Genomic DNA, 18187 nt, shown 5'->3' with positions numbered 1-18187 from the left:
AAAGTCGGCTAGTGCCTATGGCGATATGTAAATATTAACCCCGCAAAGGGGTTGTAATTGTTGTAATAATAGCAGCAATCACTACTGTTGATACAGTAGAAATTGTAGTGATGATATGGTTTGAAATGTTGTTCACCAATATGCTTTATTACGCTTGGAAAGCTGAAACTAGTTTTTTATTTCTTATTGTCAAAATATCAGTCATTATTCAGAAGCTTGTTTTTGAGTACTTTTCACTGATAATATTAAGAAAATAGGCCGCTATTCTATTTTAAATCGTGTGCATAAAATTTTTACCTAATGGAAAGATTTATTCATTTTGAGTGCTTGACCAACGCGGCTTTCTAAGATTCCGGACTGTCTGCCGACAAAGGCAGGCTCAAGGCCGGAATGACAACCCGAACAGGGTTGTCTTTAATTGAGGTCTTATATCTCTTGAAAAAGAGATCTAACTTTCTGTCATTGCGGACTTGATCCACTGTTGTCCGGTAAACTTCTACAATGATTAGAAATAGCTTAATTCAATTGAAATAAAGGGCTTTAGGTTTCAAAATTGATTTTGAAGCCCTCTATTTGAAGCTGAGGGTCATTAAGTCGGGGTTTAAGTAGATCGGGGTTGTTCAGGAATTTCAATAAATCGATATAGCTCATTAGATGTATTCTTACAATAGACCTAAGGTTAGAAAAGGCCCAACGTCTTTTGAGTTGAGTCTGTACTATTTTAATAAGAAGGTCTGCTATGAATGCACACCATATCTGTATTTTGATGGCATTTGCATTATCCCCCAAAAAGTATTTGAGAGGAAAGTTTTGCTTGACCCTTTTGAAAAGTATTTCAATTTGCCAACGTTCCTTGTATAGATCAGCTATTTGTTCTGGAAGGAGCTCAAAGTTGTTGGTTAAAAATTGAAATGTTCGGCCCTTTTCTTGATCAAAAAAAGTGACTAGCCTTGATTTCAGCCTTATTTTTTTAGCATGGGTTCTGGTGCCCAAAATTATGAGTTCATCTTTTAGAACGCCCCGCTGAATACTTTCGTTTTCCAAGGACCTATCAAAAACCTGATTATAATCGGCCCTTTTGCGTTGCCTGGTCACAAAAAACACTCCTTCATCACTCAGGCGCTGATATTGGGAGTAGTCTATGTAACCTTTATCAAAGACTATGAAGGAGCCTTTTGACAAATGAATTTTTTGAAGGAAAGCCACATCATTAGTCCTTGCCGATGTAAAATCGATTTGCACCGCCACATCTTCCTGGGCACTCATTAGGGTGTGTACCTTGATACCTCCTTTACGTCTACCATTTGAATCCCCCATACCAGTTCCCTTGAGTATTTGTTGAAAAAGAGTGATTGTCGAGGAGTCGGCTATAAACAGGTTAGATTTTTTAGGGCTTCGGCTGTCCGGTAAAAGATGTCTGAAGTTACTATGCAATAGCTTGTATATATCGCCAAATATTTCTGAGGATCGTTTCTTATTGGCATCACATAGCGTACTCCTGGCTGGTGATTTTCTAATACCTAGATGGATGAGTTTATGATGGCAGGCCTTCATGCCACTAACAACTTCCCTGCTGCTGGTGCATTTTTGCAAGGCACAATAGAGCATGGTCACCAAGTGGGTATAAGTATCAAAGCCCTTGTAGTAACGATCATGCCCACCTGACTTGGCTAATGTTTTGATTGTACCCCGATCTATATATTTTAACAGTTGGGTGAGGATCGGCTGTCCGGTAAAAAAAGTACTTTTACTCATCGTTGATTCTTTTGGTCTGGAAACTCAAAGTAATCAACAAAAAAGGCTGGTCGCACGACCAGCCTTAAATTTTTCCCCGGACAACAGTGGCTCAGTGGCCGGAATGACAAAAATTGTTAAACTAGTCTTGTCCATGCACTTGAGCTATAAATTTTGCATATGATTGACCATCAAATATTTTAAAAATACTATGGCGCAGACGGTTTTTTATAATTATGCTATATTCGTTTTTTTTTAAACATACGATTTCATGAGAAACCTTTTTTTACTATCGTTTTTAATTGCAGGGCTAGTTGCTAATGCCCAAACCAATACATTCACCATTTCATTCGATAATGCAGTACACCATGAAGCTGAAATTAAAGCGACCTTTCCAGATATAAAGGAGTCAACTTTTTCAGTAAGGATGAGCAGGACATCCCCGGGGAGATATGCCATCCATGAGTTTGCTAAGAACGTGTATAATGTGGTGGCTACAGATAGTAAGGGCAAGGAATTGACAATTACAAGACCAAATCCATATCAATGGGATATTACTGGTCATGATGGCACTGTCAATATCAGCTATACTTTGTATGCTGATCATGGTGATGGCACCTACTCACAAATTGATGAAACCCACGCACACTTAAATATCCCGGCCACTTTCATGTTTGCACCTTCGCAACCTGATCGAAGGGTGGAGGTCACTTTTAAACCGAGAGCAGATCTAAACTGGAAGGTTGCCACCCAACTAAAACAAGAGTCTGGCAATACCTACTCAGCACCAAACCTTCAATATTTCATGGATAGTCCAACTGAGATCAGTAATTGGGACATGAGACAGTTTGAAGTTGAGTCGAGTGGCAAAAAATATGATATCAGGTTTGTATTACACCATAATGGCACATCTTCCGATCTGGATACTTATTTTGAGAAAGTAAAGAAAATTGTTCTGGCAGAGAAGGATGTTTATGGCGAGCTGGCTGATTATGATTTTGGCACTTATACATTTATTGCCTGCTACCTACCGAATGTTTCTGGTGATGGTATGGAGCATAGAAATTCAACAATATTAACAGATAGGGATGGTCTTGCAGAGGGAGGTATGGAAGGCAATATAGGTACGGTATCCCATGAGTTTTTCCACTCTTGGAATGTCGAAAGGATAAGGCCTCAGGCACTGGAACCTTTTGATTTCACTGAGGCTAATATGAGCGGTGAGCTGTGGTTTGCTGAAGGGTTTACCAGCTACTATACTGGTCTTATCTTGTGTAGAGCCGGTGTCATTACACCTGAACAATATGTAGAAGGACTTGATGGCACTTTTAATTATGTATGGAACTCACCAGCCCGTCAGTTCTTTAATCCTATTGAAATGAGCTATCAGGCACCATTTGTAGATGCTGCCACGGCTGTTGATCCTGTAAACAGGGAAAACACCTTCATCTCCTATTATTCCTATGGTAGCGTTTTAGGATTAGCGCTTGACCTGTCATTACGACAAAATAAGCTTAACCTTGATGATTATATGAAACTTGTTTGGCAGACTTATGGTAAAAACGAAAAACCATACACAGTTAAGGACTTACACGAAACGCTTAAGAAGTATGCGGGAAATGAATTTGGAGATATGTTTTTCAATAAATACATCTATAACAGCGAAATGCCTGATTACAAAACCCTGCTGGCTTCTGTGGGTGTTGATCTAATACAAAATAAAACCACTCCTTATTTTGGAGCATCTGTATATGCTAATAATGACGGTTCAGTTACTATTAGAAGAAATACAGCTATAGGAAGCCCAGCGTATGAGGCAGGACTTGATAGAGGACATGTGATTACAGCTATTAATGGTGTTGCACTTACTGCGGAAAAGTCATTTGATTCGATTATCTCTGAGCATAAAATAGGTGACAAACTACAAATTACTTATGTCGCTTATGGTGAGAAAAGGACTACGGAAGTTGAACTGGCAGCAAGCCCAACCTACACCACTCAATTGGCAGAGAAAAATGGCGCTAAAGTAGATAAGAAGACCTTAGAAAAGAGGAAAGCCTGGTTGAAGGTAGAGTAATCTACCTTCAAGTTAATGATTTGCTTTAAGGTCAGTTATAAAATATTCTACGATTGGAATAAGCATATCAAACATAGGAAAGCCTTCTACCGACCGGTTAATCATAATGGCTGCGGTTAGATTATATTCAGGAACTATTATCCATAAAGCAGTTGAACCAGTGGCAGTGCCCCCATGATGAACAATATTCACTTTTTTGTCAAGCATGTCAAACTCATGGACACGCCAACCCAGGGCATAGTTTTGCTCATTAATTTCTCCATTAGCTAATTTCACTGGGGTGGTTAGGGTTTTAAAAGTCTCAGGTTTTATGATAGACCCATTAAGAATGGCATTGCCCAATTTCACTAAATCAGATGGCGTGGAAAGCATGCCACCTCCCGCCCACTTATTACTGTTATCAACTTCAAAAGCCTTTTTATAAATGTTAGTTTGAATATCGTAAAATTCAGCCTTGTCAACATTAACAAACTGTTTATCAAAGGATGTGTTAGTCATGCCTGATTTATGGAATACATTGTTTTCCATAAACGCTGTGAAGTCTGCTCCGGCAGCTTGCTCCATAGCAGCGCTTAGTGCCGTGAAGTTGTAACTGCTGTAGCTAAAGTCAGTTCCAGGTTCAAAAAGTAGTGGATCATCATTGAAAACCTTAACGGCTGCCTCGATTGATGCATATTCATCATTATTATAATATTCCCATACAGGAAAACAAAAACATATGCCGTAATTTCTGATCCCTGAAGTATGACTAGCCAGCTGTTTTATGGTAATGCTTTTGTCAATGATACTACTGTGAATTGTGTCATCAAGACTCAACTTACTCTGTTCCAACAAAATACCGAGACCAATACTTGTTACTGCTTTTGAGGTGCTACCAATTCTAAAAGCCGTATTGGGAGTGGCATCAATTTTACTATCAATGTTGGCAAGGCCGCTACTTGACGCCCATATCAGTTTACCATCAATGCCTACAGCTACTGACAATGCCGGTGTTTTGAGCGTAATGGAATCTTCGATGAACTGTTGAGCTTGCAAAATACTGTTTGCAAATGATGAATCGTAGATAACCTCATTTCTACTTTTATGATCAACGCTGAACGGGTTCCATCCGAAATTATAAATAAAAATAGGCTGGAGCAGGAAGTAACAGAGCAGACACAAAATCGCAACTACTAAGCAAATTATAAGCTTCTTCATCTTATTCTGTGGCTGTCTTTTTTGCTAGCAGCTCTGAGGCTTTGAACAAGATCACAACTTCAATAATTACTGAAGGAATGAGAAGGACTAGTGCAATAAATGACCCGATGATGGTTAGAAATAGACATGCTATCATCAATTCAAATACACCGGCAACCAACGCTATTGAGCCTAAAGATCTATTTAGACGGATAAAACCTATCGCCAGTATAATACCGATAGCACCAAATATAAGTGCTGATACAGTTTGAATATATAGGTACAGCGACATATCCAAAGGTGAGATTATATGGTAGTTTTCGATAGCAATAAAAATGACATAGGTTGCTACCATGAGGTAGCTGCCTATCTTAAGAACGTAGTTGTCATAGGCCTTGCCAACGGCAACGAAACCTCGCATAAAGAAAAAATAGGCCACCAGCACACCAGTTTTTGTCACTATGTAAAACAACTGCTCAGAGGTGCTTAGAAAGGCTTCTTCAAGAAACAAGTAATCTGCTGCTGCCTCTACTAGTCCAAGGGCGAAGTATATAAGTCCAGCTATCCAGGCGGTCTGTATTACCTGCTTTATGTGTTTGCTGGATATGTCTTCGCCTACAACTAATAAGGATTTCCACCAACTGGTTGGCTCTTCTGTGTGGAATAATTCATTAAAATTTTCATCCAGGGCTTCAATAATGATTTTCAATGTAGATGGCCTGGGGGTAACCTCACCAGCTTCTATGCGCTGAATGGTGCGGACGTTAATGTTACATTTCTCAACCAGGTCTTCCTGGGTCAGGTTTTTTTGTTGCCTTAAATCTGCAATCCGTTTTCCTAAGTGGGGCTGTTTCATAGTGTTACTGATTTTCAGACAAGATTATTCCCAGTTGAAATATAGAACAAAAATTTGAACATTAATTGACCCGACATTCACCCGACATTTGCTTTAATGGGCTTAAAAAGGATGATCAACTATATTTCGAAATCAAATAATCGATGTATTCTGGCAGTTTGGTTCCCAAATAATAAGGTAGATTCATCAAATAAAAAGGTTTTCCAGCCTGAGTAGTATGCTCTTCGATATTAAATTTTCCTGCAAACATTCTGATTGCAAATGGGTGCTCAACTGCATTTATAAATTGGTGCAATGATTTTAATTTCCCCGCACTACCTGATTTAATTTCTATTGGAATTACTTTATCCTTATAGGTATAAACCAGATCAACCTCCGCTGATGACTGCCTTTTTTCTCTCACCCAAAAATTGGGTTTATGGTCATTAAGTTTATTTAATGATATTAATTCTTGGGTAATGAGGTGAGGTATAATTGAACCTTTAAATGCTTCACTTAAGTCATTCATGCTTAGTAATTGTGCCTGTATTTTTAGATTATAATTAATAAGACCAGTATCTAAAAACTGCAGCCTCGGAGATTTTTTGATGTCTTGTTTTATAGGTACGGCAGTGTCCGTAGTTGGGTATATTAAACGGATTACTTTAGCGTCATCCAAATTGCGCATAGCCTCACTGACCTCTCTTGACTTATAATTGGATTGTCCAAATCCTTGAAATTTAATACGCTGATCTACATATAAATGGGCGGTTTCGATAACATGTTTTATAACTTTCCTTTGGGTATTATTACCTGCATACTTTTCAATATCATTTTTATAAGTACTCCAAATACTTTCATAAACCGAAGGCAAATTTGTCATATCGGAGTTTTCAAGATGTTGTGACACCACTTCCGGCATACCACCAATAATGGCATAACGGTTAAATAAATCGCTAAGTGTTTTATGACCGATAGGTTCAATAGGAACTTTGTTTAATTGATCTAATGCCTCCTTATGATCAATGGCCTGTAAATACTCCATGAAGTTCATTGGGTGCATGTATAGATATTCAATTCTGCCAACCGGGAAATTCTGCACTTCTTTCATGGCAAATTCTAGCAGTGACCCAGCGGCAATTACATGAAGACCTGGTATTTCTTCATAAAAATATCTTAGCAGTTGTATGGCCTTTGGTGATTCCTGAATTTCATCAATGAATAGTAGAGTTTTTCCAATGTCGTCAGATGATATATTGTGATTTAAAAATAGAGCTTCAACAATTACATGTACATCGTCATATTCTTCAAAATAGAATACATCTGTGGGTTTCTCGAGATTTAGAAGTATACTATGTTTATAAGTTTGGCTCAAAGTTTTTACCTCAGTTGTTTTGCCAACTTGTCGAGCACCACGGAGAATCAGAGGCTTACGGTTTACTTTGTTTTTCCAGTCCTTTAAGCTATTCTGAATATGTCTTTTAAATGGCATATGACCAATTATTGGAATTTATATGTCACAAAGTAAGGGTAAAAAAGTGACATATTTGTCATAAAGTAAGGGTAAAAAAGTGACATATTTGTCACAAAGTAAAGGTAAATTTACGCTGGAATAGGGAAAACACTCTCATTTCTTTAGTTGAATAGCCTGTTTTTGGTCATGAAAAAGGGTATTATTTTTAATCAAAATCGGTAATCACCTCAATACCAGATGTCTTTGACTGGTGCATGACTGGTAATTTATTAATGACTTCGCTTAAGGAAATGGTTTTGGCTACAAGTTTTTCAGGATGCAGTTTCCCTGCTTTCATCATGTCCAGCATTTCATTATATCGGTGTGCCTGCATACCATGACTACCCACTATTTCCAGTTCTTTACCGATGATCAGGTCTATAGGAATTTTTGAATTGTTGTGCTCAGCATTCATAATACCGATCTGCACATGTCGGCCTCTTTTGCGCAGACAACTCACCGAATTAAATAGCACATCAGGATGACCCAATGCATCTATGGAAAGATGTGCCCCGCCTTCGGTTATTTCTCTGATAGCACCAATCACATCTTTTGATGTTGCTGCGTTGATAGTGGCCGAAGCTCCAACTGATTTGGCTAAATCCAGTTTATCCTGATTGATATCTATGGCTATAACCTGAGCGCCAAAGGCCGCTGCAATCATGATGGCTGAAAGGCCAACACCACCACAGCCATGAACCGCTACCCACTCTTCAGGCTTCACCCGGCCTTGATCTACTACACCTCTAAAGGAAGTGGCAAATCGGCAACCCAGACTTGCTGCTGTTACAAATTCAACTTCTTCAGGAAGATTTACCAGATTAATATCTGCATAATGTATAGAAACAAACTGAGCAAAGGAGCCCCAATGCGTAAAGCCTGGCTGGAACTGGTTATCACAAATCTGTTGATTGCCAGTAGCACATTCAGGGCAGTGACCACAGCCTGATACAAAAGGCACCGTCACCCTGTCTCCCTTCTTAAAGTTTTTGATGGCACTTCCTGTTTCTACTACAATACCAGCTAATTCATGACCAGGCACATGAGGCAGTTTGATGTCTTTATCATGACCCATCCAGCCATGCCTGTCGCTGAGGCACAGCCCTGAGGATTGCAATTGAATGACCACCCCATCTTTTTCTGGAGTGGGGTCAGGTACATTTCGGAGGGTAAGTGCTCCCTGAAATTCTTCGTAAAGTATGGCTTTCATATAATGAAAATTGAAAGCCAGAAGTTAGGGTTTTTTGAATTAATATGATTGATGCTTTTTTGTCTTGACATAAAAGAGAGAAAAAATTTAATACTCCTGCACTGTATCCCCTAATCCTGTCCCATGACAGGCTTTCTCTTTACTAATTTAAATCATTTCCCGCTGTGCCGTAAAACCTGTGAGGCAACTATTTATAAACTTACCGTGGAGATGGCAGGTTTTGAAAATTAGAGCACATTTTTTTATTGATAGGAGTCTGTCTGGGGACAGACTCGGGGTGAATGTCTTTTCTTGAGGGGGTATGATTAAGGCTTAGCACCTAATTAACAGTTTGAGAAAATCATCCATCTACTTGCGCCCATTATCCATTTTCTACGGCAAGTGGTCAATATAATTTTGCGTCATAATCAAATTAAAAAAGATATGACACGATTAACAGCATTAAACAGGGACCAGGCTTCGAGCAAATCAAAAGAGCTTTTTGATGGCATTCAGGCAAAACTTGGAACTGTTCCAAACATGATGCGAACCATGGGAAATTCTTCTGCAGTACTTGAAGGATATCTTAACCTAAGCGAATCTCTCGGCAAAGGTGCTCTTGGCGCAAAAATGGGGGAAATGATAGCCATGACTGTGGCTGAAGCGAATGCCTGTGACTACTGCCTGTCAGCACATGCCTATATTGGTACCAAGCTGGTAGGTATTGAGGGTGAAGTACTTAATGCTTCCCGACATGCGCATCATAGCGATTCTAAGATTGAAGCAGGTCTTCACTTTGCTAAAACTTTGGTAGAAACACAGGGGAAGCCATCTTCTGAGGAAGTAAAGGCAGTATTGGACGCTGGTTATACCGAGGGTGAAGTAGGAGAAATTATTGCTCATGTAGCACTTAATGTTTTCACCAACTACTTCAATAATACGGCAAATACAGAAATAGACTTCCCTAAGGTGAAGGCTAATGTAAATGGCGTATTGTAATTCAATTTTCATGAATAATTATAAATCTCATAAAATGAAAAATCTAATATTAATACTAGGGCTGATAGTTGCTGGTTATATATCAGCAACAGCACAAATACCTCCTTTAGATGAAAATGGCCTGGCCATAGGTGGCTATGATGTTGTCTCTTATTTCGATGGCAAAGCTCAAAAAGGGAATGCAAAATTTACTGCAAAGCAAAATGGAGCAACCTATAGGTTTGCATCAGCAGCACATAGGGATGCATTCAAAAAGGAGCCTGCTAAATACTTGCCTCAGTTTGATGGATATTGTGCCTGGGGTGTAGCGGCAAAGGATACTAAGTTTCCTATCAATCCTGAAACGTTCGACATCATCGATGGAAAATTGTACTTGTTTTTCAATGGACCATTTGATGGGCAAAACTTCAACACTATTTTATTGTGGACTGAAGAAACTACTAAGTTGAAAGCGCAGGCACATTCAAAATGGCCATCGGTAAAAAATAAATAATTGGTTTGGACAGATAGAGCAGCGAGAGTATTCCCGCTGTTCTCTTTTTAAAAGATATATAAAATGAGTAAAATAGAAAAGAAACCGCCTTTTCCACCATTTGATTTGGAATCGGCACGGCAAAAAGTGCAGATGGCTGAAGATGCCTGGAATACCAAAGATCCTGAAAAGGTATGTTTGGCATATACTGTAGATACAGAGTGGCGAAATCGCAGTGAGTTTTTACGTGGGAGAGACGAAGTTAAAGCCTTTCTTTATCGTAAATGGCAAAAGGAATTTGACTATAAACTGAAAAAGGAGTTGTGGGGCTTTCGAGAAAATAGAATGGCCGTACAATTTGAGTATGAATTCCGTAATTCTAGCGGACAGTGGTTCAGGGCCTATGGAAATGAGCTATGGGAATTTGATGAAAATGGATTGATGCGAAAGCGCTTTGCAAGCATCAATGACCTGGCAATTGATGAAAGTGAACGTAAACTTTAAAATGACTGAATAGTGTTGAATATTGAGGACAATCTAACATTGGTTGATAAGCAAACCGACAACCTTGCGCTTAAGCTATTTTCATTTCAGGATTTGAGTCGGTTTGATCATGTTCAAAGGCTCAATTATTATTCACTGATTTGGCTGGATGAAGGCGAGGGAACAGTAAAGGCCGACTTCTCAGAGTTTCCTTGGAAAGGGCATTGCCTGATGGCCTTTGCCCCATATCAGCCGTTTATGATATCGAGTCCGGGAAAAGTAAAAGGCATGGTGCTTAATTTTCATCCTGACTTTTTTTGTATTCATAAGCACCATGAAGCAGTGGCCTGCAATGGTGTTTTGTTTAATAATATTTACAAATCTCCAGTTTTGGACTTAGACCAATCAAGCTTGGATAGGATGGAAGGAATGCTGGGCCAGATTAAAGAGGAAATGCTCAATGGAAAGCTGGCCCAATACGAATTACTTGTTTCTTATTTGAAGATCATTTTAATAAGCGCCTCCAGAAAAAAGGTAGCAGAGATGCCTGATTCACAAGAGATAAAAGAGGCTGTTGATTCTGAGCCTTACATTTTACAGAACTTAAAGCAGCATATTGAGGCCCATTTTAGAGATAAACATTCGGCTGGTGAATATGCTGAAATGCTAAATATATCTCCAAAGGCACTCGCCAAGGCCACTAAGAAGCACTTTAATAAAACTGTAACAGATCTAATTTCTGAACGGATCATAATCGAAGCCAAGCGGGAATTGTATTTGACAGGCAAACAGGTAAAGCATATTGCTTTGGAACTCGGCTACAAAGATGAATACTATTTCAGCAGGTTTTTTAAAAACTATACAGATGTATCACCCCAGATGTATAGAGATACCGTTGGTTTTAACAAGGCGAATTTAGCATGATCATGGGCAAGGTGCTTTCTATTCAGATCGGCCAGCCAACTACAGTTAGGTATGGTGGACGCTTGGTGACTACCAGCATATTTAAGGAGCCTGTAGATGGAACAGTTTCGGTAAGTCAACTGGGAATTGATGGAGACACGCAGTCAGATCTTACCGTTCATGGTGGAGTGAATAAGGCAGTCTATGCCTATTCATTTGAATATTATCAATGGTGGAAAGAGCAATACCCTCAATTTGAGTACAACTATGGAGCTTTTGGAGAAAACCTGACGATTTCTGGAATTAAGGAAAGCGAAACAAATCTTGGTGATACTTATAAAATAGGCACTGTAGTTATGCAAGTGACGCAGCCTCGATCCCCATGTTTTAAGTTAGGTGTTAAGTTTAATGATCCTAAAATGACAGCCTATTTCTATAGGAGTCAGAAGTTTGGCTTCTATCTCAAAGTTCTTGAGGAGGGCATTATAAAACCTGATGACGAAATTGAGCTTTTGTCAAAAGGAACAGGCAGGAGTACTGCTCAAATAGTGGAAGAACAGGTTGCGGGAAGGGGGTTTTAGTGGAAGATGCCGCATTTTGTAGCGTTGGTTCTCAATGTAATACTTGGTAAACTATGGCATTCATACAATGAAATTTAAAAGCCAGAAGTTAAGGTTTTTTTACCTCAAACACTAGTAGCGTGAAAGCAAGAAGCCTTGGCAATATAAATCACCTAGTTAATCCAATATTTAAGATTAATCTCGTTTTGCTGCAGTATTTTGTAGTTGTCTGCTATCTGTTTTTTTAGATTCTTGGTTGAACCTATATATTCTAATTGAAGTTTTTTTAACTTTTGTTCATCAATCTTATCTACAAGAAACTCGTCAGTCAGTGCCTTAGACACTCTTATTATACTTCTTATTATTGTCTTATATATTTTAAGTTCAGCCTCAGATAATGTATTCTTGGTCTTAATATCTTCTGTAAAAGTGGCAAGCTCTACATAAGAATTTTGCCCGGAACTGATGTATTCTTGAATCTGAGTCAATAGGTCTAACGAATTATTATAATAAATGCTTTTCTTCTTTTTATTAGTTGTATCAAATAGGATGCTTTTTGAGTTAGGATATAAATAACCAAAGTTCAAGTAATAGTCATTTCTATTAAAGTCACCGGTTAAACTAAAAGTGAATTGTAGATAGCAATTGCATAGAGCAGCACTTATTTCGTACTCTGTTGAATCAACCTCACCATTCTCGTCTTTCACATACCAAAGTTCTGTTCCAACTTTTAGAATAATAGTATCCGCATTAACTTCAACTCCATATGTTTCCCCCATTTGACAGTTTGTATTGAGCCCTATTGGAATCTTAAGTGTATCTCCTTTATACTTTATAGGGTATCTGTTAAGTCCGAATTGAGCAATACTAATCGTAGCATCGATTGGAGCCTCAATAATTTCATCACCAAATGGGCATCCTTTTATTTCAAAGTTTGCGACACTTATTTGGCTGTAGACATTGAATGAAAAAACTAGACCCAAGAAAATAAGTATGGGATAACGCATTTTTATTACTTTACTAGGTGAATTAACATTTTATCTAACTAAAATAAATTTAATTATATAAAAAACCCTGACTCAGTGCTAGACCAAATCAGGGTTTATCAAACTAAACTAGCAATTAAAAAAGAATCAACTTCCGCAAGCCTCGCACTCGTCAGGGTTGTCCAGAGAACAAACCATATCCGCTTGTTTTTGTGCAAGATCAGCTTGTGAAGCTTCAGCATTAACTACAGCTGGCTGTGCTTTGGCAGTTTTCTCAACAGTAAACTGAATAGCACTGGTAGCCGCTTTAGATCTTAAGTAGTACATACCTGTTTTAAGGCCTTTCTTCCACGCATAGAAGTGCATTGAAGTCAACTTACCAAAATTAGGATCCTGAATGTGGATGTTCAAGCTCTGGCTTTGGCAGATATAGGCGCCTCTATCGGCAGACATATCAATAATAGCCTTTTGGGAAATTTCCCAAACAGTTTTGTACAGGTCTTTAATATGTTGAGGAATCTCAGGGATGTTTTGAACAGAACCATTGGCTTCTATAAGCTTGTTCTTCATGGTATCGTTCCACAATCCTAATTCAATAAGATCTCTCATTAAATGTTTGTTGGCAATAATAAACTCACCAGACAATGTTCTTCTTGTATAGATATTAGAAGTATAAGGCTCGAAGCACTCATTGTTACCTAATATCTGAGAAGTAGAAGCTGTTGGCATAGGAGCCAATAGCAGAGAGTTTCTTACTCCGTTCTTCTTCACTTCTTTTTTCAGGTTGTCCCAGTCCCAACGGCCAGACTTAGGCGTTACACCCCACATGTCAAACTGGAAGATGCCTTTAGATACGGGAGATCCTTTGAAAGTCTCATAAGGGCCGTCTTTCACCGCTAACTCCATAGAAGCTTCCATGGCTGCGTGATAGATGGTTTCATGAATATCAGTATTCAAGCCTCTTGCTTCTTCAGACTCAAACGGCATTTTCAACAACAAGAAAGCATCGGCCAATCCCTGAACACCAATACCAATAGGTCTGTGGCGCATGTTAGATCTGCGTGCTTCTTCTACCGGGTAGTAGTTGATATCGATAACCTTATTCAGGTTTTTAGTGATCACCTTAGTAATGTCATGAAGCTTCTGGTGGTCAAAAGTACCTTCTTCGGTCACAAACATTGGCAATGCGATAGAAGCAAGGTTACAAACTGCCACCTCGTCTTTAGAAGTGTACTCCATAATCTCAGTACACAAGTTACTGGACTTGATAGTACCTAAATTCTTCTGGTTAGACTTCTTATTAGCCGCATCTTTGTACAAGATATAAGGCGTACCAGTTTCTATTTGTGCTTCCAGTATTTCGAACCAAAGGTCCTGGGCTTTTACCTGCTTTCTGTATTTGCCTTCGTTTTCGTATTTGGCATACAGTTTCTCAAATTCTTCACCATAAGTGTCTGCCAAACCAGGGCACTCATTAGGGCAGAATAAAGACCACATTTCGTTATTCTCTACACGCTTCATGAAAAGGTCAGAAAGCCACATGGCATAGAATAAGTCTCTTGCCCTAAGCTCTTCTTTACCATGATTTTTCTTCAAATCAAGGAATTGGAAGATATCGGCATGCCATGGCTCCAGATAGATAGCGAAGCTACCTTTTCTTTTACCACCACCCTGATCAACATATCGGGCAGTCATATCAAAATTTCTAAGCATCGGTACAATACCATTAGAAACACCACCGGTTCCTTTAATATAAGAACCTGTGGCCCTTACATTATGGATGCTAAGACCAATTCCACCTGCAGATTGAGATATTTTAGCACACTGCTTTAACGTATCATAAATGCCATCAATACTGTCATCCTGCATCGTCAACAGGAAGCAAGAAGAAAGCTGTGGTTTAGGAGTACCAGCGTTAAATAAAGTAGGAGTAGCGTGAGTGAACCACTTTTCAGAAAGCAGGTTATAGGTTTCTATAGCTGCTTCCATGTCGTCCATGTGAATACCAACAGCCACACGCATTAAAAGATGTTGTGGTCTTTCTACAATCTTACCATCAGCTTTCATCAGGTAAGAGCGCTCTAATGTTTTAAACCCAAAGTAGTCGTAGCTAAAATCCCTATCGTAAATGATAGATGAATCCAATAACGCAGCGTTCTTCTTAATAACCCCATAAACCTCTGTCGAAATCAACGGTGCGTTCTCTCCTGTTTTAGGATCTACATAAGTGTAAAGCCTTTTCATCGTATTGCTGAACGATTTGCTCGTAACCTTGTGCAAGTTAGAGATAGCAATACGTGCTGCAAGCTTGGCAAAGTCAGGGTGCTTGGTTGTAAGGGAAGCTGTAGTTTCAGCTGCCAGATTATCCAGCTCAACCGTGGTTACACCATCATAAATACCATTAATTACCTTTTTGGCAATATCTATAGGCTCGATATAGTTCATATCAAGGCCATAGCACAATTTCTCTATACGGGAGGTGATCTTGTCGAACTTAACGGACTCCCTTCTTCCGTCTCTTTTAACTACTAACATAACTTTGGGGTGATTTGGAGGTTATTAAAAAAGTTTAAAAAATTAAAAATCTTCATCTAAAGAGAATTTAGGACTATCATCGCTGCCCTTCATCACACCGGCTTTCTGATAATCACCTACTCTCTTTTCAAAAAAATTGGTCTTGCCTTGAAGCGAGATCATTTCCATAAAATCAAATGGGTTAGTAGATCCGTAGATTTTCCTTCCAATCAATTCATTCAATAATCTGTCCGCAACAAATTCAATATATTGACACATCAGCTCAGCATTCATCCCGATAAGGTTTACAGGAAGAGCGTCAGTAACAAAATCCTTTTCAATAGACACGGCATCTTGTATCATGTCTATAATAGTTTGCTCAGGCAGTTTGTTTACCACGTGGTTGTTGTAAAGCAAACAAGCAAAATCACAATGCAAACCTTCATCTCTTGAGATCAACTCATTAGAGAAGCTTAGGCCTGGCATTAAGCCTCTTTTCTTCAGCCAGAATATAGAGCAGAAGCTGCCTGAGAAGAAGATGCCTTCTACAGCAGCAAATGCTATCAGTCTTTCCTGGAAGTTGCCTTCATCGATCCATCTTAACGCCCAGTCAGCTTTTCTTTTCACGCAGTCCATAGTTTCTATGGCGTTGAAAAGTTTGTCTTTCATGGCATTGTCCTTAACATAAGTATCGATCAATAAAGAATAGGTTTCAGAGTGGATATTCTCCATGGCTATCTGAAAACCATAGAAGAATTTAGCTTCTGTATACTGCACCTCAGAAACAAAATGTTCTGCTAGGTTCTCGTTAACGATACCATCGCTGGCAGCGAAAAACGCAAGTACATGAGAAATGAAGTGACGTTCGTTATCCGTCATGTTAGCCCAGTCTTTAAGATCCTGGCTTAAATCTATCTCTTCGGCAGTCCAAAAACTGGCCTCAGCTTTTTTATAATATTCCCAAATGTCATCATGCTTAATAGGGAATAGTACAAATCGACTATTATTTTCTTGTAAGATAGGTTCTGTACCAACGGCTGTTTCACTCATTTCTCTCTCAGGTTTTGACTTTAAAATTAATTTAAGAGTTCAGATGCGTTTTAACTGCGATATGCTGACTCTTCAGTTTTTATTGAATTCGACTCAAAAAGTTACACAAAGGTTGTGAGTCGCTATTGGTTTTCTGTAACTGCCAATAGGTCACACAAATATTGATAAACCACATATAAAATCAAAGTTGGAGTAAGCAAGTGAAGAAGCATGCTGTGATAAGGCATAATTATCTGTATATCAATACATTAGATGTATAATTTTAATTATGACTTAGCCCTAAATTGGCCGCAAATGCAGATAAAAAATTATTGAAAAGTTTTCCACACGGGCAAGCAATATCAACACCCTGATGTGGATAGAATCTTACATTAATTGGCTTGTTTAAACAGTCTGTTTTTCAGGTCCTGTGGAAGGTATTCTATCAAAGGATTCCCCGTTTTATCATACCATTCTGAAGGGGCGTAATAGGTGCCAGAACTGGTAGGGTCATCATACTTGGTGTACTTTCCTGAGCGCGTTCCGTTAGACAAGGCCGCTGAAACTGAGCTTCTTACCTTCATTTTATCCAGGTTGGGTTCGTTTTCAATGATGTACTCAACGGCCTCGTTTGAAGTAATTAGCTTGCCTATAAAGTCCTGATAATAAGCGATTTTACGTGTCCATGGCCAGTTTTTGCTGTATGCGAAATTCTTTTTATCGAACTCAGAATAATCATGGTTCTCGCTGAATATGGGCATACTGGTGAGGTTGCTGATGTGGTTTTCTATTTCAAGAATTTCCCGCTTAAATTCCTCAATTCTATTCTCTAACTGACCTTTTCGCTCAGTTAGTGCCTTGATATAAAGGTCGGCATACTTTTCGGGAACATTAAACTTCATTTAGGCTATTTATGTGTTATTTTGTACTGCTAGCGAAGATAAATTATAAAATCAAGCAATACAAGCAATATTGACAAGCAAAGCAAGCAAATGTTTAAAATAGGGCAAAATGCAAGCAGAAGGGCCAAATATGAAGGTTTAACTATTTTGCAGCATTAGATTTGATAATTAGCATTAATAAATTACCTTTGCAGTCCTATTTTTAAAAAGTAAGTTAAATGTACGCAATAGTTGACATAGCCGGAAAGCAGTTCAAAGTAACGCAAGACCAGTTCGTTTACGCTCCTTTAATGGAGGGCGAAGAGGGCGCTTCCGTAGAATTCGACAAAGTGTTATTGGTAGACAATGACGGAAAAGTCGAAGTTGGTGCACCATTAGTTAAGGGCGCCAAGGTTTCAGGAAAAATTCTTGGACACGTAAAAGGTGACAAAGTAGTTGTCTTCAAAAAGAAGAGAAGAAAAGGCTACAAGAAAAGAAATGGTCACAGACAGGATTTTACTAAAGTTTTAATCGAAGGTATTTCTAAATAAGAGAACAACATGGCACACAAAAAAGGAGCGGGTAGTTCGAAAAACGGTAGAGAGTCGGAAAGTAAACGACTAGGTGTTAAGATATTTGGTGGCCAGGCTGCCATAGCAGGTAACATCATTGTAAGACAGAGAGGAACAGCTCATCACCCAGGTGTTAACGTGGGAATGGGTAAAGACCATACTTTGTTCGCATTGAAGACTGGTATCGTAACATTCAAAAAAGGAAGAAACAACAGATCTTATGTATCTGTGGAAGAAATTGCTGAAGCTTAAGTTTCAGATAGC

Annotated in this window: 17 protein-coding genes; 8 read left to right on the top strand and 9 right to left on the bottom strand. The window is 38.8% G+C overall.

What is annotated here, in order from left to right; genetic code table 11:
* Positions 1–540: 540 nt before the first annotated feature.
* The gene (locus tag RIB54_RS19755; RefSeq protein WP_350102545.1) at positions 541–1755 is read right to left on the bottom strand and encodes an IS4 family transposase; all 1215 of its coding nucleotides are present in this window, start codon (positions 1753–1755) and stop codon (positions 541–543) included.
* A gap of 250 nt (positions 1756–2005) precedes the next feature.
* On the opposite strand from RIB54_RS19755, the gene RIB54_RS19750 reads away from it, so the two are divergent.
* Positions 2006–3811, top strand: coding sequence for a M61 family metallopeptidase (locus tag RIB54_RS19750; protein WP_350102543.1), 1806 nt, complete (start codon positions 2006–2008; stop codon positions 3809–3811).
* A 12-nt stretch (positions 3812–3823) separates the two neighbouring features.
* Here the strand turns inward: RIB54_RS19750 and RIB54_RS19745 are convergent, their stop codons facing one another.
* The 4 genes from RIB54_RS19745 to RIB54_RS19730 form a co-directional block, all read right to left on the bottom strand.
* Positions 3824–5008, bottom strand: a complete 1185-nt coding sequence (locus RIB54_RS19745; protein WP_350102541.1) for a serine hydrolase domain-containing protein — start codon at positions 5006–5008, stop codon at positions 3824–3826.
* Position 5009: 1 nt separating this feature from the next.
* The gene (locus RIB54_RS19740; RefSeq protein ID WP_350102539.1) at positions 5010–5843 is read right to left on the bottom strand and encodes a helix-turn-helix domain-containing protein; all 834 of its coding nucleotides are present in this window, start codon (positions 5841–5843) and stop codon (positions 5010–5012) included.
* A gap of 115 nt (positions 5844–5958) precedes the next feature.
* Positions 5959–7314 (bottom strand): ATP-binding protein, encoded by a 1356-nt coding sequence (locus tag RIB54_RS19735; protein ID WP_350102537.1) that lies wholly within the window; start codon positions 7312–7314, stop codon positions 5959–5961.
* A 187-nt stretch (positions 7315–7501) separates the two neighbouring features.
* Entirely contained in the window at positions 7502–8545 is a 1044-nt protein-coding gene (locus RIB54_RS19730) for a zinc-dependent alcohol dehydrogenase family protein (RefSeq protein WP_350102534.1), read from the bottom strand.
* Positions 8546–8968: 423 nt separating this feature from the next.
* Between RIB54_RS19730 and RIB54_RS19725 the strand changes: the two genes are divergently transcribed.
* The 5 genes from RIB54_RS19725 (at position 8969) to RIB54_RS19705 (ending at position 11962) form a co-directional block, all read left to right on the top strand.
* A complete protein-coding gene (locus RIB54_RS19725; RefSeq protein ID WP_350102533.1) occupies positions 8969–9523 on the top strand; it encodes a carboxymuconolactone decarboxylase family protein in 555 nt (184 codons plus the stop codon).
* A gap of 34 nt (positions 9524–9557) precedes the next feature.
* Positions 9558–10016, top strand: coding sequence for a YHS domain-containing (seleno)protein (locus tag RIB54_RS19720; RefSeq protein ID WP_350102531.1), 459 nt, complete (start codon positions 9558–9560; stop codon positions 10014–10016).
* 63 nt (positions 10017–10079) lie between these two features.
* The gene (locus tag RIB54_RS19715) at positions 10080–10499 is read left to right on the top strand and encodes a DUF1348 family protein (RefSeq protein ID WP_350066628.1); all 420 of its coding nucleotides are present in this window, start codon (positions 10080–10082) and stop codon (positions 10497–10499) included.
* A 12-nt stretch (positions 10500–10511) separates the two neighbouring features.
* A complete protein-coding gene (locus RIB54_RS19710) occupies positions 10512–11402 on the top strand; it encodes a helix-turn-helix domain-containing protein (protein ID WP_350102530.1) in 891 nt (296 codons plus the stop codon).
* Positions 11399–11962, top strand: a complete 564-nt coding sequence (locus tag RIB54_RS19705; RefSeq protein WP_350102528.1) for an MOSC domain-containing protein — start codon at positions 11399–11401, stop codon at positions 11960–11962. Before RIB54_RS19710 ends, RIB54_RS19705 begins: the two co-directional genes overlap by 4 nt.
* 152 nt (positions 11963–12114) lie before the next feature.
* Here the strand turns inward: RIB54_RS19705 and RIB54_RS19700 are convergent, their stop codons facing one another.
* From RIB54_RS19700 to RIB54_RS19685, 4 genes are all read right to left on the bottom strand, one after another.
* Positions 12115–12948 carry a hypothetical protein gene (locus tag RIB54_RS19700; protein WP_350102527.1) on the bottom strand — a complete coding sequence of 278 codons (834 nt, stop codon included), beginning with the start codon at positions 12946–12948 and terminating at the stop codon, positions 12115–12117.
* Positions 12949–13074: 126 nt separating this feature from the next.
* The gene (locus tag RIB54_RS19695) at positions 13075–15462 is read right to left on the bottom strand and encodes a ribonucleoside-diphosphate reductase subunit alpha (protein ID WP_350066620.1); all 2388 of its coding nucleotides are present in this window, start codon (positions 15460–15462) and stop codon (positions 13075–13077) included.
* Between the two features lie 42 nt (positions 15463–15504).
* Positions 15505–16491, bottom strand: a complete 987-nt coding sequence (locus RIB54_RS19690; RefSeq protein ID WP_350066618.1) for a ribonucleotide-diphosphate reductase subunit beta — start codon at positions 16489–16491, stop codon at positions 15505–15507.
* 371 nt (positions 16492–16862) lie between these two features.
* Entirely contained in the window at positions 16863–17372 is a 510-nt protein-coding gene (locus tag RIB54_RS19685) for a hypothetical protein (protein WP_350102525.1), read from the bottom strand.
* A 218-nt stretch (positions 17373–17590) separates the two neighbouring features.
* Here RIB54_RS19685 and rplU point away from each other — a divergent pair, with 218 nt between their 5' ends.
* Both rplU and rpmA read left to right on the top strand, forming a co-directional pair.
* Positions 17591–17902, top strand: a complete 312-nt coding sequence (rplU, locus tag RIB54_RS19680) for a 50S ribosomal protein L21 (protein WP_350066614.1) — start codon at positions 17591–17593, stop codon at positions 17900–17902.
* 9 nt (positions 17903–17911) lie between these two features.
* Positions 17912–18175 carry a 50S ribosomal protein L27 gene (gene rpmA, locus RIB54_RS19675; protein WP_350066612.1) on the top strand — a complete coding sequence of 88 codons (264 nt, stop codon included), beginning with the start codon at positions 17912–17914 and terminating at the stop codon, positions 18173–18175.
* Positions 18176–18187: the final 12 nt, after the last annotated feature.

This window comes from Fulvivirga sp. (genome assembly GCF_040218215.1).
In the GTDB taxonomy this organism is placed as follows: Bacteria; Bacteroidota; Bacteroidia; order Cytophagales; family Cyclobacteriaceae; genus Fulvivirga.
This window is presented reverse-complemented; position numbering and strand designations above follow the sequence as displayed.

Excerpts from the sequence above, each read along its gene's own strand:
- RIB54_RS19695 (WP_350066620.1), bottom strand. The coding sequence starts at position 15,462 with ATGTTAGTAGTTAAAAGAGACGGAAGAAGGGAGTCCGTTAAGTTCGAC.
- RIB54_RS19740 (WP_350102539.1), bottom strand. The coding sequence starts at position 5,843 with ATGAAACAGCCCCACTTAGGAAAACGGATTGCAGATTTAAGGCAACAA.
- RIB54_RS19705 (WP_350102528.1), top strand. The coding sequence starts at position 11,399 with ATGATCATGGGCAAGGTGCTTTCTATTCAGATCGGCCAGCCAACTACA.
- RIB54_RS19730 (WP_350102534.1), bottom strand. The coding sequence starts at position 8,545 with ATGAAAGCCATACTTTACGAAGAATTTCAGGGAGCACTTACCCTCCGA.
- RIB54_RS19755 (WP_350102545.1), bottom strand. The coding sequence starts at position 1,755 with ATGAGTAAAAGTACTTTTTTTACCGGACAGCCGATCCTCACCCAACTG.
- RIB54_RS19735 (WP_350102537.1), bottom strand. The coding sequence starts at position 7,314 with ATGCCATTTAAAAGACATATTCAGAATAGCTTAAAGGACTGGAAAAAC.
- RIB54_RS19750 (WP_350102543.1), top strand. The coding sequence starts at position 2,006 with ATGAGAAACCTTTTTTTACTATCGTTTTTAATTGCAGGGCTAGTTGCT.
- rplU (WP_350066614.1), top strand. The coding sequence starts at position 17,591 with ATGTACGCAATAGTTGACATAGCCGGAAAGCAGTTCAAAGTAACGCAA.
- RIB54_RS19690 (WP_350066618.1), bottom strand. The coding sequence starts at position 16,491 with ATGAGTGAAACAGCCGTTGGTACAGAACCTATCTTACAAGAAAATAAT.
- RIB54_RS19720 (WP_350102531.1), top strand. The coding sequence starts at position 9,558 with ATGAAAAATCTAATATTAATACTAGGGCTGATAGTTGCTGGTTATATA.
- RIB54_RS19700 (WP_350102527.1), bottom strand. The coding sequence starts at position 12,948 with ATGCGTTATCCCATACTTATTTTCTTGGGTCTAGTTTTTTCATTCAAT.
- RIB54_RS19745 (WP_350102541.1), bottom strand. The coding sequence starts at position 5,008 with ATGAAGAAGCTTATAATTTGCTTAGTAGTTGCGATTTTGTGTCTGCTC.
- RIB54_RS19685 (WP_350102525.1), bottom strand. The coding sequence starts at position 17,372 with ATGAAGTTTAATGTTCCCGAAAAGTATGCCGACCTTTATATCAAGGCA.
- RIB54_RS19725 (WP_350102533.1), top strand. The coding sequence starts at position 8,969 with ATGACACGATTAACAGCATTAAACAGGGACCAGGCTTCGAGCAAATCA.
- RIB54_RS19715 (WP_350066628.1), top strand. The coding sequence starts at position 10,080 with ATGAGTAAAATAGAAAAGAAACCGCCTTTTCCACCATTTGATTTGGAA.
- rpmA (WP_350066612.1), top strand. The coding sequence starts at position 17,912 with ATGGCACACAAAAAAGGAGCGGGTAGTTCGAAAAACGGTAGAGAGTCG.